This is a genomic window from Nocardia ninae NBRC 108245, from assembly GCF_007990755.1.
Classification (GTDB): Bacteria; Actinomycetota; Actinomycetes; order Mycobacteriales; family Mycobacteriaceae; genus Nocardia; species Nocardia ninae.
The window spans coordinates 20496-36243 of sequence record NZ_BJXA01000009.1 but is presented as its reverse complement, the minus strand read 5'-3'; the positions used below and the strand labels follow the sequence as shown (position 1 = coordinate 36243).

General features: G+C 69.3%; 11 protein-coding genes. 5 read left to right on the top strand and 6 right to left on the bottom strand.

All coding sequences use genetic code 11. The features are described from left to right. The first annotated feature begins 154 nt into the window (after positions 1-154). The 4 genes from dacB to hpt all read left to right on the top strand — a co-directional run bounded on the left by dacB (position 155) and on the right by hpt (position 4593). A complete protein-coding gene (gene dacB, locus NN4_RS09125) occupies positions 155-1609 on the top strand; it encodes a D-alanyl-D-alanine carboxypeptidase/D-alanyl-D-alanine endopeptidase (protein ID WP_371865636.1) in 1455 nt (484 codons plus the stop codon). Between the two features lie 13 nt (positions 1610-1622). After that, positions 1623-2756, top strand: coding sequence for an Rv3626c family coenzyme F420 biosynthesis-associated protein (locus NN4_RS09120; protein ID WP_147129496.1), 1134 nt, complete (start codon positions 1623-1625; stop codon positions 2754-2756). Between the two features lie 138 nt (positions 2757-2894). Continuing rightward, the gene (gene tilS, locus NN4_RS09115) at positions 2895-3923 is read left to right on the top strand and encodes a tRNA lysidine(34) synthetase TilS (protein ID WP_147129495.1); all 1029 of its coding nucleotides are present in this window, start codon (positions 2895-2897) and stop codon (positions 3921-3923) included. Between the two features lie 118 nt (positions 3924-4041). After that, positions 4042-4593 carry a hypoxanthine phosphoribosyltransferase gene (gene hpt / locus NN4_RS09110; protein WP_107653817.1) on the top strand — a complete coding sequence of 184 codons (552 nt, stop codon included), beginning with the start codon at positions 4042-4044 and terminating at the stop codon, positions 4591-4593. A 5-nt stretch (positions 4594-4598) separates the two neighbouring features. Here the strand turns inward: hpt and NN4_RS09105 are convergent, their stop codons facing one another. Genes NN4_RS09105 through NN4_RS09095 form a run of 3 tightly spaced genes read right to left on the bottom strand, consistent with a single transcriptional unit; the run spans position 4599 to position 10095 of the window. After that, positions 4599-5318, bottom strand: coding sequence for a cyclase family protein (locus tag NN4_RS09105; protein WP_147129494.1), 720 nt, complete (start codon positions 5316-5318; stop codon positions 4599-4601). Next, a complete protein-coding gene (locus NN4_RS09100) occupies positions 5315-7537 on the bottom strand; it encodes a serine/threonine-protein kinase (RefSeq protein WP_147129493.1) in 2223 nt (740 codons plus the stop codon). The genes NN4_RS09105 and NN4_RS09100 overlap by 4 nt, the downstream gene beginning before the upstream one ends. Beyond that, positions 7534-10095 carry a serine/threonine-protein kinase gene (locus NN4_RS09095; protein ID WP_147129492.1) on the bottom strand — a complete coding sequence of 854 codons (2562 nt, stop codon included), beginning with the start codon at positions 10093-10095 and terminating at the stop codon, positions 7534-7536. The genes NN4_RS09100 and NN4_RS09095 overlap by 4 nt, the downstream gene beginning before the upstream one ends. 180 nt (positions 10096-10275) lie before the next feature. Here NN4_RS09095 and NN4_RS09090 point away from each other — a divergent pair, with 180 nt between their 5' ends. Continuing rightward, complete coding sequence (locus NN4_RS09090; RefSeq protein WP_147129491.1) at positions 10276-11841, top strand: amidase; 1566 nt, start codon at positions 10276-10278, stop codon at positions 11839-11841. On the opposite strand, the gene NN4_RS09085 is transcribed toward NN4_RS09090, so the two are convergent. The 3 genes from NN4_RS09085 to NN4_RS09075 all read right to left on the bottom strand — a co-directional run bounded on the left by NN4_RS09085 (position 11842) and on the right by NN4_RS09075 (position 15617). Further along, a complete protein-coding gene (locus tag NN4_RS09085) occupies positions 11842-12735 on the bottom strand; it encodes a LysR family transcriptional regulator (RefSeq protein ID WP_107653822.1) in 894 nt (297 codons plus the stop codon). Between the two features lie 435 nt (positions 12736-13170). Beyond that, positions 13171-14004 carry an SDR family oxidoreductase gene (locus tag NN4_RS09080; protein WP_147129490.1) on the bottom strand — a complete coding sequence of 278 codons (834 nt, stop codon included), beginning with the start codon at positions 14002-14004 and terminating at the stop codon, positions 13171-13173. Beyond that, entirely contained in the window at positions 14001-15617 is a 1617-nt protein-coding gene (locus NN4_RS09075) for an aldehyde dehydrogenase family protein (protein WP_147129489.1), read from the bottom strand. Before NN4_RS09075 ends, NN4_RS09080 begins: the two co-directional genes overlap by 4 nt. Between the last annotated feature and the right edge of the window lie 131 nt (positions 15618-15748).

Below are 15748 nucleotides of genomic sequence, written 5' to 3'. Positions count from 1 at the left end.
TCTCCTTCGGTGCATCTATGAGCATGAGCAGTAACGACTGCCGACTCGCCAGGTTGTTCGGGGGAACGGTTGCGCAACGAGGATAGTGTGGTCGGCGGGGACATGGGTGCGGCAGGCGGCTGCTGCGGAAATCAGTCGAGGAGAGCTGCGGGCTGTGGTTGGTAAGAACATCGGTGGCTTGGCTGCCCGGCGGCGCCGCAATCTCTGGATCGGGTTCGGTCTCACGCTGGCCGTGCTGCTCGCGGCGGGCGGCGGGGTGCTGCTCACCGTCAAGCCGTGGACCGACGAATTCCGGCACGGCGGGCTGACCACGGCCGCACCGCCCGCGCCGGTCCGCCCCTTTCCGCAGGTCGCCCCCGCGCCGTCGAACGCGCCCGCGCCGAGCCCGGCCGGGGTGGCCGCCGCGCTCGCGCCGGTCATCGGCAATCCGGATCTGGGCGCCTTCTCCGGTCAGGTCACCGACGCCGACAGCGCGACGGTGCTGTGGAGCGGCGACCCGAACCGGTCGATGATCCCGTCGTCCACGGCGAAGATCCTGCTCACCGTCGCCGCGCTGCTCACGCTGCCCGCGGACCACCGGGTGACCACGAAGGTGGTGGCCGGAACCGCGCCCAACGAGCTGGTGCTCGTCGGCGGCGGTGATCCGACGCTGACCGCGGAGCCCGAGGGCAAGGGTTACTACCCGAACGGGCCGCGCCTGTCCGACCTGGTGAGCCAGATCAAGAGCTCCGGCCGGGCTGTCGACACGATCCTGGTGGACACCTCCGCTTACACCGGCCCGTCCATGGCTCAGGGCTGGGACCCGATCGACATCGGCGACGGCTCGATCGCGCCGATCGACCCGGTGATGATCGACGGCGGCAGGCTCCGCCCGCTGGTCGAATACTCGCCGCGCACCCCGACACCGGGTTTGGATGCCGGGCGCCGACTGGCCACCGACCTGGGTCTCGACCCGGCCAAGGTGCGGCTGGGCACCGCGACGCCGGGCGCGGCCGAGGTGGCGAGCGTGCGTTCGGCGCCGCTGCGGGACCGGCTGCGCGACCTGATGGTTTACTCCGACAACGTGCTCGCCGAGACGGTCGGGCGGGAGATCTCGGTCGCCACCGGCGGCGAGGCGTCGTTCACCGGCGCGGTCAACGCGGTGAACGCGGCGCTGAGCAAGGCCGGCTTCGACGTGTCCGGGGTGGTCATGCACGACAACAGCGGCTTGTCGGTCGACGACCGGATTCCGGCGCGACTGCTCGACCGGATCGTGGCCACCGCGGCCAAGCCGACCGCGGCCACCGCGATCCAGCCGTCGAACACCATGGCCAGGCCCGAAAACGACCAGCTCGCCACGACTTTGGCGCCGCTGCTGGACGCCCTGCCGATCGCCGGCGCGACCGGCTCGCTGACCAGCCGCTACGTCGTGCGCGACCGCAACGCCGCGGGCTGGGTGCGAGCCAAGACCGGAACTCTGTCGGTGTCCAGCGCGTTGGTCGGATATGTGCTGGACGCCGACGGGCGGGTGCTGACCTTCGCGTTGATGTCGAACGATCGACCGCCGGAGGTGAGCAGGCCCGCCTTGGACGCGATCGCAGGCACGCTACGCAACTGTGGATGTTCGTGACGGGTGGTTGACAATGCACGGAGAAAATACCGACCCAGCTGACGCAGGCACGGGCAGCTCCGTGCTGCCTGCCGCCGAGGGCGCGGTCGACCGGGCCACGGGCCGGTCGGGGTTCTCCGGTGCCGTCGACTGGAAGCTGGCCGCGAAGACCGGCGCCGCGCTGGTGCCGTCCGGCCCGCGCACCTCGCGCTACTCGGCCGAGCAGGTCGTCGCCGAACTGGCCACCGCCTCGGTGCGCGCCGAGGGACCGGTCCGGGAAGTGAGCGGGCTGCTCGACGACCAGCCGGTGCCCGCCGCCCGCATCGTCGACCGGCCCGGCTGGATCAGCGCGGCTGCCGACTCGATGTCCCAGCTCACCGGCGCCGGTGCCGACACCGGCGAGCGCGGACTGCTGCAAGGCAAACCGGCGGGCGTGCAGGCAGGCGCGATGCTCGCCTTCCTGTCCACCGCGATCCTCGGCCAGTACGACCCGTTCACCGGTCCGGACGGCACGCTGCTGCTGGTCGCGCCGAACATCATGGCGGTCGAGCGCGCACTGGGCGTCTCGCCCAGCGACTTCCGGCTCTGGGTCTGCCTGCACGAGGTGACCCACCGGGTGCAGTTCTCCTCCGCGCCCTGGCTGGCCGACTACATGCGCGCCAACGTCGAGGTGCTCGGCGAGGTCGGCGACGAACCGCTCAACCAGATGCTGTCGCGACTGGTCGAGGAGGTGCGCGACCGCCGCCGCGGCGGCACCCCCGACGATCCCGCCGCCCGCGGCATCGTCGGCCTGCTGCGCGCCACCCAGGCGCCGCCGCAGCGCGAGGCCCTCGACCGTCTGCTCATGCTCGGCACCCTGCTGGAAGGCCACGCCGATCACGTGATGGACGCCGTCGGCCCCGCCGTCGTGCCCTCGGTCGAACAGATCCGTTCCGCCTTCGACCAGCGCCGCAAGCGCCCGACCAACCCGCTGCAGCGCATCATGCGCGCGCTGCTCGGCGTAGACGCGAAGGTCGCGCAGTACGTGCGCGGCAAAGCGTTCGTGGACGACGTGGTCGGCCGGGTCGGTATGGAACGCTTCAACACCATCTGGACCGACGGCGAAACCCTGCCGCGCACAGACGAAATCGAGCACCCGGAACGCTGGGTCAGCCGCGTCCTCGGCTGACAACCGGCCGGTCCTGTAGCGGGGCACCCCTGTTGCGTGGTGTGCGGCCTGTAGACAGCGGCGTGGCGGAACTCAGGGTCCGTGCGGATGCGGACGGTGAACCCCGCTCGACGTGCGGTGCATCGGTACGCTCCGGTTATGAGTCGTGTGCCCGGACAACCCGCGGGGGTCGAGCGCTCGGTTTCACGGGCGCGACTGCCCGAGACGGCGGCGGTGCTGGAGGTTCGGCGGGCCGTCCGAGGTTGGCTGGGGGAGTACGCGTCGGACACTGTCGCCGTTGCGCTCTCCGGCGGCGCGGACTCGTTAGCGCTCACCGCGGCCGCGGTCGTCGAGGCGGACGCAGTCGATGCTCTGGTTGTCGACCACCAATTGCAGCCGGGCTCCGACGTGGTCGCAGCCGATGCCGCGGCGACGGCGCTCGCGCTCGGCTGCCGATCAGCGCGGGTGCTCGCGGTCGACGTCGTAGGCGACGGCGGCATGGAAGCCGCGGCGCGGCGAGTTCGGTACGCGGCGTTGGACGAAGCGCGCAACGGGCTGCCTGTGCTGCTCGGACATACCCTGGACGATCAGGCGGAAACCGTGCTGCTCGGATTGGCACGCGGGTCCGGCGGTCGCTCGATCCAAGGCATGGCCGCCTGGGCCGAGCCGTGGGGCAGGCCGCTGCTCGGGGTGCGACGCGCGGTGACCCGGCAGCTGTGCGCAGACGCGGCGCTCACCCCGCACGAGGATCCGCACAACACGTCGTCCGAGTTCACCAGGGTGCGCTTACGCACCGAGGTGCTGCCCTTACTGGAGGACGTGCTCGGCGGTGGCGTCGCCGCCGCGCTCGCGCGCACCGCCGAACAGTTGCGCGCCGACGGTGCCGTGCTCGACGCGCTTGCCGGTGAGCTGCTGCACACCGCCGGTGATGGCGCGACGCTGTCGATCGAGACGCTCGCCACTGCCCCCGCCGCCCTGCGCCGCCGGGCAATCCGGGCCTGGCTGCTCGCGGGCGGGGCGAAAGCGCTGACCGGCAAGCATTTACACGCGGTGGACGAGCTGATCACCGATTGGCGCGGGCAGGGCGGCGTCGCCGTCGGCGGCGGCTCGGCAGGTAGCAGGTTGGTCGCGGCGCGCGAACATGGCAGGCTGACACTGCGGCGTGAGCGTCAGGCCCGGAGGCGGTAGCGAAGCGTGACCACGCAGGGCCAGGGAACGCCGCCAATGTTTACTGCGTCTGCGCAGCGGCTGATGACACATAATGGGTCGGCCGTCCGGGAGCGAAAACCAGAAGGGAACAGCTGACGTGTACGGGGACGACATCGCGTCTGTTCTGATCACCCAGGAAGAGATCGCAGGCAAGACGAAAGAGCTGGCCGAGCTGATCGCCAAGCGCTATCCCGCGGACGCCCCCGAGGGTGACCTGCTGCTGGTCGGCGTGCTCAAGGGCGCGATCTTCTTCATGACCGACCTCGCCAAGGCGTTGCCGATCCCGACCCAGATGGAGTTCATGGCCGTCTCGTCGTACGGGTCGTCCACCTCCTCCTCCGGCGTGGTGCGCATTATGAAGGACCTGGACAAGGACATCGCGGGCCGCAATGTGCTGATCGTCGAGGACATCATCGACTCGGGCCTGACGCTGTCCTGGCTCAAGCGCAACCTATCCACCCGCAATCCGGCCTCGCTCGAGGTGGTCACGCTGTTACGCAAGCCGGATGCGTTACGCACCCACGTCGACGTCGCCCACGTCGGCTTCGACATCCCGAACGAATTCGTCGTCGGCTACGGCCTCGACTACGCGGAGCGCTACCGCGACCTGCCCTATATCGGCACCCTCGACCCGAAGGTCTACTCCTAGCTCCGTCAGCGGTCGGGGAGTATGCCGAAAATCGTTGCGGGCGAGCCGGAGCCGCGACGATAGAGCGGCCCGCCGACCAGGATCCAGGCCCCCGTCGCCGGGATGGCCGCCAGGTTGGCCAGGCATTCCAGGCTGATGCGGTGGTCGCCGTAGAGCAGCTTGGAGACCGCGTAGCTGTCGTCGGTGCCCAGGTCGGGACCGAAAGTGTCGATGCCGAGCGCGCCGCGATGGCCGAGCCGGCCGGTGCGCAGCAGCCATTCGATGGCCTCGACCGCGAAACCCGGTTGATGGTGCGCGGATTCGGCCGTGCCGAGGAATTCCGCAGTGCCCCACTTGGCATCCCAGCCCGTCCAGGCGATCACCGCCGCACCGTTCGGAATGCGCCCGTGCCGCCCCTCCCATTGCTTCAGATCCGCGACGGTGATCGCGTAATCCCGGTCGCGGGCGCACCGCTCCCGGACGTCGACCTTCACCGCGGGCAGCAGCAGATCGTCCAGCTCCAGTTCGTCGGCGCCGAGACCGTCGGAGTGGAAGTGAATCGGTGCGCCCCAATGGGTTCCGGTGTGCTCGCCCTGCTGGATGTAGCGCAGGTAGTAGCCGTCGTTGGCGACCGTCGCCACGATGTCGGTGCGGAACTCCGGATCGTCCGGATACAGCGGCGTGGTGGCCGGATCGTGCACATGCGACAAACTCACCAGCCGCCCGAGCGGCCGCGGCGAGGTCATCGCTTCCGCTGCGGGATGGCCCGCGCCAGCGCGAGCAGATCGGCCTCTAGCCAGCGGAACAACCGGTAGGTAACCACGAAAGCCAGAATGCCACCCACGCTGAGCATGCGGACCGGAACGATCACCAACTCCAGATCTTCGGCGTCGACGAAGGTCGCACCCGCCACCCCGAGCAGCGGCACCGACGCGGCGACGCCGAGGTAGAAGTTGCCGCGCCGGGCCAGCTTTCGCAGCTGGCGCTCGTCGCCGGGCCCGATCCCGCCACGCACCAGCAACTGCGGATACACCGAGCGGACCGCGTAGACCGCGATCGGGAAGAACGGATACGCCAGCGCGATGGCGGCGCAAACCACCTGTGCCGCAAAGAAATGCAGGAATGTCTTCGGTGGCAGCTCCACGCCGGACATGGCCAGGCCGAGCGGCCAGATCACGCCGGCGACGAGCCAGAAGCCGAACGGCACCAGCACCGCCCAGTCGGCCATCAGCAAGGTGTCGCGGCGGGCCTTGGCCAGCGTGTGCGCGGAATACGCACGGCCGCGCGCCAACCGGAGGCCGATGGTCAGCGGCCTGCGGGTCAGCAAGATCAACAGCAGTGCCGCGACCGGGAAGGCGATCAGATTGTTGAGCAAGCCGACCGTGGCGAACCGGTCCTGGTCGGCCGCCGACATCCGGTCGACGATCAGCGACTGGTTCAGCTGGATGTTGTACCAGCTGGCGAGCGCGTTCGGCACGCCGATGCATACGGCCGCGAACGGGATCAGCCAGCCGCGGCCCCGATAGGCCAGGCTGGCCGGCGGTGGATCGGTCAGGTTGCGCGCGCGGGCGTCGAGGCACAGGTCGAGCTGACCGGCCAGCTCGAAGCCGTTGCGCCAGCGCTGTTCCGGGTCGGCGTGCAGGCAGTCCAGCAGCACGCGGCGCAGCGCCGCCGGGGTGTTCGCGGGCAGCCGGGACAGCGCCGTCTCGGTGACCCCGGCGCGGCGTACGGCAAGCATGCGCGCGTAGGTCTCGGCGGATGATTCGCCGGTCCGTGGGGCATCATCGAACGGGCTTGCACCCGAGAGCATTTCCCACAGCAAAACGCCCAACGCGTAGAGGTCGCTGCGGGTGCCCGGTGCGGGTGCGGCCGGGTCGAGCAGCCGGGCCAGCTGCTCCGGCGACTGGTATTGCAGCGAATCATCTGCTTGCGCTGCCGGATTCGTCATCGGCCGTGGACCCGACTCCCGCAACGCGAAATCGGCCAACTTCGGAATACCCTCGGCGGTGAACAGGACGTTCGCCGGTTTGATGTCGTGATGCTGCACGCCGTGGTGCTCCGCGTAATCCAGCGCGTCGGCCAGCCGCCTGCCCACCCAGGCCACCGTCTCCGGCCAGCTCAGCGCCGCGATCTCGGCCCGCACACTCGAATCCGACGGCCGGATCTCACCTTTCGCCGCCATCGCCGTGTCGATGGCGCGCAGCAGCAACGCGCCGCCAGCGGACTCGGGGCCGGTGCGCCGCTGGTCGAGCACGCCGACCGCGGTGCCGCCGGGGAGGTACTGCATGTAGACGAGCCGGGGTGCGGCGGCGCCGAGTCGGGTGGTGTCCGTGCTCAGTACCCGCTGATCGAAGACTCGGACGATGTGCGCATGGTCGAGCTGCGCCATGGTGTGCGGTGCGGCCGCGCGGCCTGCCGAAAGGCGAACCGCGACAAGGCGTTGCATGGATCGCTGCCTGGCCAGGAAGACCCGTCCGAGCAGGCCGCTGCCGAGGTCGGTGATCAGATCGAAGTCGTCGATGCGCTGGCCGGGGCTCAGCTCGGCCAGCGCGGCGACGGTTTCGGTGGTTTCCGCGGTGCCGAAGTCATCGATGTCGAAGTCGGCCAGCCGTTCGCGCACCGCGTCGGCCAGCTCCGGATACTCGGTGAGGAATTCCTCGACGGCCAGCGGCGCGTGGCGGCGCCGGGCCAGGAACTCCTCGCAGACCAGGTCGGCCAGCTCGGGGCTGTGCTCGACCTCCGGAAACTCCTTGCGGTACTCCGCGATCCGCTTGCCGAGGTCGGCGTCGCGGCCCCAGCGCTCACGCAGATCGATGCGCAGCAGATCGGTCAGCACCGCGAGCCGCACCTGAGTGCCGTCGGGCACGTAGTCCGCGATGAGCGGCGGCGTGACGCGCTCAGCCCGCAGGCTGCGCTGCCAATCGGCGGCGAACCGCGCGACGGCGTCGGCGCGCGACGACGTCACGTGCGGGTCTCCACGGCAGTCTCATCCGCCGCACGTTCGGCCGCACCGGCCTGCCCGCCGGCCGACGCAGGCGAAACCACCCGCTCCAGCGCGCGCAGGTCGGCTTCCAAGGCCCGGAACAGCAGGTAGGACACCACGAAGGCGATGATGCCGCCCGCGCACAGCACGCGCACCGCGAAGATCACCATCGGGATGTCGGATGGCGGCAGGAACGTCACCCCGGCCACCGCGAGCAACGGCACCGACGCCGCCACCGCCAGATATCCGTTGCACCGCCGGTCCAGCCCGCGCAGCCAGACCGCGTCCGCCGGGCTGATGTCACCGTGCCGGAGGAACAGCGGATAGATGCAGCGCACCATGTAGAAGGTCAGCAGGAAGAACGGATAGGCCACCGCGATGGCGCCGCACACCACCAGCGACGCGAGGAAGTGCACGATCGCCCGCGCGGGCAGGTCACCGGTCACCAGTTGCAGCGTGAGCGGAAAGGTGAAGCCGGACAGCACCCACAGCGAAAACGCCACGGCCACCGCGCGATCGCCGAGCAACAGTGCGTCGCGTCTGGCGTGGCAGAGGGTGTCGGGGTCGTAGCGCCGGCCCTTGCGTAGCCCGCGCGGCACCGTCAGCAGCGACCTGGACATGTACACCACGATCGCGATGCCCACCGGAAAGAACACCGCGTTCACCACACCGGTGATGATCACGAAGCTGTGCTGCGCCTCCTCGGTGAGCCTGCTGATGATCAGGTGCTGGTTGTGCTGGATGTTGTACAGCGAGGCAAGCACATTCGGCAGCCCGACCGACAGCAGCGTGACCAGCACCATCCACGGCCGCAACCGCAGCCGCCAACTGCTGGGCGCCGGGTCCACCAGCTCACGGGCCCGCGCGTCCAGGCAGAGTTCCAGCTGCCTGGCGAGAACGCAGCCGTTGGCCCAGCGCATGGACCGGTCGGGCGAGAGACAGCTCAGCAGCACGCGGCGCAGCGCCGCCGGGCAGTCGGCCGGTACCCGTTCCAGCGCGGCCGCGTCCACGCCCGCGGTGCGCCGCTCGAGCATGGCCTCCAGCGTCGTGTCGTCGCCGTAGCCGTCGGCGCCCGCGGTGCTGTCGTCGAACGGCTTTGCCCCGGTGAGCAATTCCCACAGCACGACACCGAGGGAGTAGATGTCGGCCCGGGTGTCCAGATCCGCGGCGCTGCGGCCGAATCCCGGATGGCAGGCCTCCAACTGCTCCGGCGACATGTACGCCAGCGAACCGCCGAAATAGGCGACCGGACTGGTGCCCTCGACATTGCGGCTGAAGCTGATGTTGAAGTCGGCCAGCTTCGGCACCGCCTCGGCGGTCAGCAGCACATTGGCCGGTTTCACGTCACGGTGCAGCACGCCGTGCGCCGAGGCGTAGTCGAGCGCCTCGGCCAGCCTGCGGCCCAGCCACGCCACCGTCTCCGGCCAACTGAGCGAGGCGATCTCGGCGCGCACGCTGGAGTCGGTCGGCCGGATCTCGCCCTTCTCCTCCATGGCCGCGTCCACGGCGTCGAGCAGCAGCTGACCGCTGCGCTCGGCGGGCGGGGTGGCGCGCACCCAGCGCAGCACCCCGAGCAGTGTGCCGCCCGGCAGGAACTGCATGTAGAGCAGCCGCAGCCTGCGCGCGGCACCGGCCTCGGCGTCGTCGAGCAGCCGCTGGTCGAAGACCCGCACGATGTAGTCGTGGTCGAGCTGGGCCAGCGTCTGCGGCTCGGTGCCGTGGTCGGCGGAGATCTTCACCGCCACCAGCCGCTGCAGGGAGCGCTGCCTGGCCAGGAAGACGCGGGCGAACGCGCCGCTGCCCAGCCCGGTCAGCAGGTCGAAATCATCGATCCGCTGGCCGATTTCGATCCGGTCGAGCGCCTCGAGGTGGCCCGGCCCGGTGCCGACCGTGGTCGGCACGGCGGTCGCCGTTCCGGTCAGATCGCTGGTTGCTCGGGTCACTTCTGAACTACGGTCGGACTCGGTGGTTCGGTTCAATTCGCTGTCGAGAAAGGCGGCTCTGGTCCGGGCGAGCGCGGTCCGGGTGGAATCCTCGACGGCCGCCCGCCGGGTGCTCTGATCGTCGTCGTCGGCGTTCAACATGGCGCGCAGTTCGCTCGCCTGGTGCGGATATTCGCGCAGACATTCGCGCGGATCCACCCGTTCGCCGCTGTGGCGGCGGATGACGAACTCCTCGTACACCAGTCCGGCCGGGATACTGCCCGGTTCGAGTTCGGGAAATTCGGCGCAGTATTCGGCGAGACGTTTGCGGGTCTGCGGACGTGGCTGTGCCGACGGAGCGGTGTCTTGCACGGACTTGCGCAGCCAGCGGTGCCGCAGGTCGACGCGGATCAGTTCGAGCAGTGCCTCGGTGCGCAGCGTCTGCGCGTCCGGCAGATACTCGGCGATCTCGGGCGGGTGGGCGGCGGCGGTGTCTTCCCAGGCCGCGGCGAAGGCGGCGACGGCGTTGAATTCGGTGCGCAGCGGGTGGTTACCGAAACCAGCGCTCGCCGCGAAACCCGCGGTGGAATCGGAACTTCTATCGGCGTTGGCACTCATTCTCGGACCTAGTGGCTCGGCGGATACCGGAGAATCCGCACTGGTCGGTCGGTTAGATATCGCGGAGAAATTCCGCCACACCCGCCGCCATCATCCCCCGAGCAGTATTCGGAATGATAACTTGCGGCTTGAGAGCGATCACCCGAATTCGACAACGATGCGACGGGGGACGACCAGCACATGCAGATCAAGGCCACAGCGGTGGCGGATGGTTCGGCGGACACCGAAACTTCCGGCCCGGAAACACCCGCCGATCACCCGGCGGTCGCGCAGATCAATCCGAAACAATCGATGCTCACCGAGGTGGCCGTCGCACAGTCACCGGTCACCCGATCCGACGTCGAGGCGAGCGCGCCCGCTCAAGATAGTCCGCTGGGCGTCGGCGACCAAATCGCGGTCGGCCAGGACCTCACCCGCGGTCCGGCGACCGCCATCGCGGCCGGTGTCCGCGACGGCTCGCTGACCGTGACCGAGGTGGTCGAGGCCACCGTCGCCCGGATCGTCGCCGAACACCGGAACACCAATGCGTTCAGCGTCATTCGGACCGAGAAGGCTCGCTCCGAGGCGGCGGCGCTGGAGCAGCGCGCGGATCTGGACGTGCTGCCGCTGGCCGGTGTGCCGATCGCGATCAAGCACAACATCGCGGTGGCGGGCGAGACGATGCGATCGGGCTCGGCGGCCACCGATGCCCGCCCGGTCGCCGATGATCATGCGGTGGTGCGCAGGCTGCGCGCCGCGGGCGCGGTGATCGTCGGGCTCACCACCGTGCCGGAGCTCGGGTTGTGGGGCACCACCGATACCCCGGACCGGATCACCGGCAATCCATGGAATGTCGCGCGCAGTGCGGGCGGCTCGTCCGGCGGTGCGGCCGCCGCGGTCGCCGCCGGGCTGGTGCCGATCGCGCACGGCAACGACGGGCTCGGCTCGCTGCGCATCCCCGCGGCATGCTGCGGCGTGTTCGGCATCAAGCCGGGGCGCTACACGGTGCCCGCGGAGATCGGCGTCGACTCCTGGTCCGGCATGATCGAAAACGGTGTGCTCGCAACGACAGTCGGCGACGCGGCGCTCGCGCTATCGGTGCTGGCCGCGCGGCCGGACCTAGCCGAGGTGGATCCACCGGGCCGACTACGCATCGGCCTAGCCGTGGCTCCGCCGTACCGCTTCTTCCGCGTCGACCGGCAGTGGACCAACGCCGCCCGCACCGCCGCCTCGGTGGCCGCGGCGGCAGGCCATCTCGTCGAGCCGACCACGCTGCCCTACGGCGACGCGCTGATCTCGATCTTCTTGCGCTGGTTGGCCTTCGGCTCCCGCGACGCCGCCGTGCTACCGAATCCCGAACGGCTGCAACCCCGTACGCGCAGGCACCTGGCGCTCGGCCGCCTGGTCCAGCGACTACGCCTGGTGCGCCCGGCGCAGGTCGACCGGGTCGAGGCCCGGCTACTCGAATACTTCGAACGCTACGACGTGGTGATCACACCCACGCTCGCCGGTCCGCCGCCCAAGGCGCGGGCCTGGCACCACCGCGGTTGGCTGGCCAATGTGCTTGCCAGCTCGCGGTTTTCGCCCTTCACCCCGCTCTGGAACCTGGTCGGCTGGCCCGCCGCGTCCATCCCGATGGGCATGCACGCCGACGTCGGCACGCCGGTGGCCGCTCAGCTGGCCGGTCCGCCGGGGAGCGAATCCACCCTGCTGCGGTTGTCCGCGCAACTGGAATCGCTGCACCCCTGGCGGCGCACCATCAACTGATCAAGCGCTGACGGCGGGTTGCGGCTGCTGCACCGAGAACCCGCCGTCGACGGCGCGTCCGGCGAACTCCAGAATGGTCGGCCGCTGGTCGTCGGCGCGCCACGCCACGGCCAGCTCGCACGGCGCGAGGCCGGCCACCGGTCGCGCGGTGAGGCCGGGCCAGCGGTACATCGGCACGTTGTTCTCGGCCAGCAGGCAGACGCCGAGGCCGAGGCTCACGGCCTCCAGCTTGTCCTCGGGGGTCGCCGCCTCGGCGCCGATCTTGGGCTGGCGTCCGTTGCGCGCGTCGTTGCCGAGCCAGAAGTCGCGCACCGCACCGGCTTCGGTGGGCAGCGCGATGAACGGCTCGTCGAGCAGGTCGGTGAACTCGATGGTTTCCCGATCGGCCAGCGGGTGGTTCTCCGGGAGCAGCACCCAGCGCGGCTCGGTGCGCAGCACCTGCCAGCGGTAGCGGTTCGGGTCGGGCAGCGGCAGCCACACCAGCGACAGATCGGCTTGCCGGCCGGCCAGGCCGCTGGACGGGTCGGTCCACGAGGCCGCGTGCAGTGCGAGCCGGTGGCCGCTGGCGCTCTCCAGGTCGTTCAACAGTCCACGCCCGAGCGCGGATTGGATGCCGACGCGCAGCACCTCGCCCGCCTCCTGCAGCGAGACGTTGGTGACCTCCCACAGCTCCAGGATCTTGCGCGCGCCCTCGAGCAGTTCCTTGCCCGCCACGGTCAGGGCGACGCTGCGCTGGTTGCGGTCGAACAGGACCACGTCGAGCTGGCGTTCCAGCTGCCGGATCTGACGCGACAGGGTGGGTTGAGCGATGTGCAGCCGCTGAGCGGCGTTGGTGAAGTGCAGTTCCTCAGCGACGGCGACGAAATACCGCAGGTCGCGCAAATGCGGGTCCATAGCCCCTTGCTATCAGAATCAGTCCTGAATTTCCAGCCTTATCAGGCCAGAAAGTTCGGATACGGGTACCAAAACATTCGACAGGTTTGTTAGGGACAGCATATTGCTTGTGATGGTGTGATGCACCATCGACTCCGCGAATGTTGGGCATGCAGCCGCTCGTCTCGGCGGCGAACCATATCTGGGCGCTTGACCAGCAATGATGTTCGCTCGGGGTGCGTCGAGCAAGCTGGAACTGGCGGTCTGTACGGTTGCCGTTCGTCCGCTGGACACCCCCATCTGGCCGACCAGCGGTCATTTGCCCCCTCTATAGTGACTTTCATCACAATTTGGTTTGTATTGCTGCAAGGCTCGCAATTCGGACCCTCGCTACGCACGCAAAAAGTGCCGCGGCCCGGACGAATCCGGGACCGCGGCACCGCTGCCGTACCGGGATCAGACGCTGCGCGCCCGATCCTCGTAGGCCTTGCGCTTCTCCGCGTCGACGTCGTCGAGGAACGCGTGACCAGCGCCGAGCGCCCTGGCGATGCCGTCGCCGACCGCATCCGGCAGCAGGCCGACCACCTGTGAGATGAAGCCCGCCACCGCGGTCACCCTGACCTTCGACTTCGGCGCGACGATCAGCCCCACGATCGCGTCGGCGATCTCCTCCGGCTCGGCCGGGCGCAGCAACTTCGGCGCGGTGACGCCCGCACCGAGCTCGGTGTTGGTCAGCGTCGGCAGCACCGAGGAGAAGCGCACACCGGATTCCCGGTACTCCTCGCGCAGCGTGTCGGTGAAGCCGAGCACCGCGTGCTTGCTCGCGTTGTAGGTGGCCAGGCCGGGGATGTGCGTCTCGCCGGCGAGCGAGGCGATATTGATGACGTGGCCGCTCCCACGCGGCAGCATCCGGGCCAGGCCCAGCTTGGAGCCCAGGATTACGCCGTAGACATTGATGTCCAGGATTCGCCGGGTGATCTGGTCCGGCTCGTCCACCAGCTTGCCGGTCGGCATGATGCCCGCGTTGTTGACCAGCACGTCGATCGGGCCGACGGTGCGCTCGACCTCGTCCAGGAAGGTCTCGAACGAGGTGGCGTCGGTGACATCGAGCTTGCCGTACAGCTCGAAGCCGCGGGCGGTGCCGGACTCCTTGACGGTGGCCTCGTCGATATCGCCGATCGCGACCTTGGCGCCGAGCGCCTGCAGCGCGGTCGCGGTGGCCAGCCCGATGCCGCGGGCGCCGCCGGTGATGACGACGACCTTGCCGCGAATCGTCGAAGTGTCGGTCACTTGTTGTCTCCCTTGAGTTTCAGCACGGCAGGAATGTCGATCCGGCGCAGCCCGCGCGCCCCGGCGGCCCGCATCGCGGCGACGGCGAACAGCAGTTTGGGCATCTGATAGGGGAACCAGAACAGTTCCTTTTCCTGGGTCGGCAGGAGCGGGGTGGTGATCGCCTGCTGACGGCAGTACTTGCGGACACCGTTGGCGCCGCCCCAGCGCGCGCCGACGCCGGACTGGCCCCAGCCGCCCATCGGCAGGGCGAAGCTGAACAGGTTGACGAACACGTCGTTGATGTTCACTGCGCCCGCGTTGAGCTGGCGGGCGATCCGCTCGCCGCGCTCCTTGTCGCCGGTCCACACCGACGCGGACAGCCCGTAGATCGAATCATTGGCCAGCCGAACGGCTTCCGCCTCGTCGGCCACCTTCATCACCGGCAGGGTCGGGCCGAAGGTCTCCTCGGTGATGCAGGACATGGTGTGGTCGACATCGACGAGCACCGTCGGTTCGAACGCGGTGCCGAACCCGGCCCGCTTGCCGCCGGTGAGCACCTTGGCCCCGGCCGCGACGGCCTCGTCGACATGGCGCTGCACGACGGAGGTCTGGTTCTCGTTGGCCAGCGCGCCGACGTCGTGCTTGGACTCGCGGCCGTCGATGCCCTGGCGCAGCGCCTTGACGTTCGCGGTCAGCTTGGCCACGAACTCGTCGTAGACCGGCGCCTCGACATACACCCGCTCCACCGAGATGCACACCTGACCGGAGTTGAACATGCCGCCGAACGCGATGCCGTGCGCGGCCCGATCCACATCCGCGTCGGACAGCACGATGGCGGGGTCCTTGCCGCCGAGCTCCAGGCTGTACGGGACCATCCGCTCGGCGCAGGCCACGGCGATCTTGCGACCCGTCGCCGTCGAGCCGGTGAACTGGATGTAGTCCGCGTTCTCGATGACGGCAGCGCCGGTCGCGGCCGCGCCGGTGACCACCGCGAACACCGGCGGAGCGCCGATTTCGGCCCAGCCCCTTGCCATTTCGAGCGCGGAAAGCGGTGTCACCTCCGACGGCTTCAGGATCACGGCGGCACCCGCGGCCAGCGCGGGGAACACGTCGAGCGCGGGCATGGCGAGCGGGAAGTTCCACGGCGTGATGACGCCGACCACCGGATACGGCTTGTACGCGGTCGTCAGCTTCTTGACCCGCGCCAGCGGGCTGTGCGGGGACGGATGATCGTCGGCGAGGAATTTGGCGGCGCGGCGCGCGTAGTAACCGAGCAGATCGGTGGCGAACGCGGGATCGATCAGCGAGTCGACGCGCGGCTTGCCCGTCTCGGACTGCACCACGTCGGCGATGGTGTCGGTGTTGTCGATCAGCCAGTCCTGCAATTTGAGCAGCCATTCCTTGCGGCCGTTCGGGCCGATGGCTTCCCATTCCGGCTGGAACAGCCGCAGCTCACGGACCTTGGCCGCCACTTCGTCGGCGCTCATCTCGGGCACCGTCCCGACCACCGCGCCGGTGCCGGGATTGCGCACCTCGATGACGGCGGGCGCCTGCTCTGCCGCCTTCTGCGCAGTTGTCTTTCGCGCCGGTGCTTTCTTGGCCGCGCCGGGCGCTGGTTCGGTGTTCGTCACACTGTTCTCCCACTGACGTTGTGCTGTGAACCGGCGTGGGCTGACGGATGTGAGTCAGGCCACTGAACTATGAGAGTGGCACAATTCGGATAGAGATTCTTGGCTCAGTTTGTCAATGGGGCCGAGTGAAT

Bases quoted from the DNA above. Each gene is read 5' to 3' on its own strand.
- NN4_RS09120 (WP_147129496.1), top strand. From the start codon at position 1,623: ATGCACGGAGAAAATACCGACCCAGCTGACGCAGGCACGGGCAGCTCC.
- tilS (WP_147129495.1), top strand. From the start codon at position 2,895: ATGAGTCGTGTGCCCGGACAACCCGCGGGGGTCGAGCGCTCGGTTTCA.
- NN4_RS09105 (WP_147129494.1), bottom strand. From the start codon at position 5,318: ATGACCTCGCCGCGGCCGCTCGGGCGGCTGGTGAGTTTGTCGCATGTG.
- NN4_RS09095 (WP_147129492.1), bottom strand. From the start codon at position 10,095: ATGAGTGCCAACGCCGATAGAAGTTCCGATTCCACCGCGGGTTTCGCG.
- NN4_RS09090 (WP_147129491.1), top strand. From the start codon at position 10,276: ATGCAGATCAAGGCCACAGCGGTGGCGGATGGTTCGGCGGACACCGAA.
- NN4_RS09085 (WP_107653822.1), bottom strand. From the start codon at position 12,735: ATGGACCCGCATTTGCGCGACCTGCGGTATTTCGTCGCCGTCGCTGAG.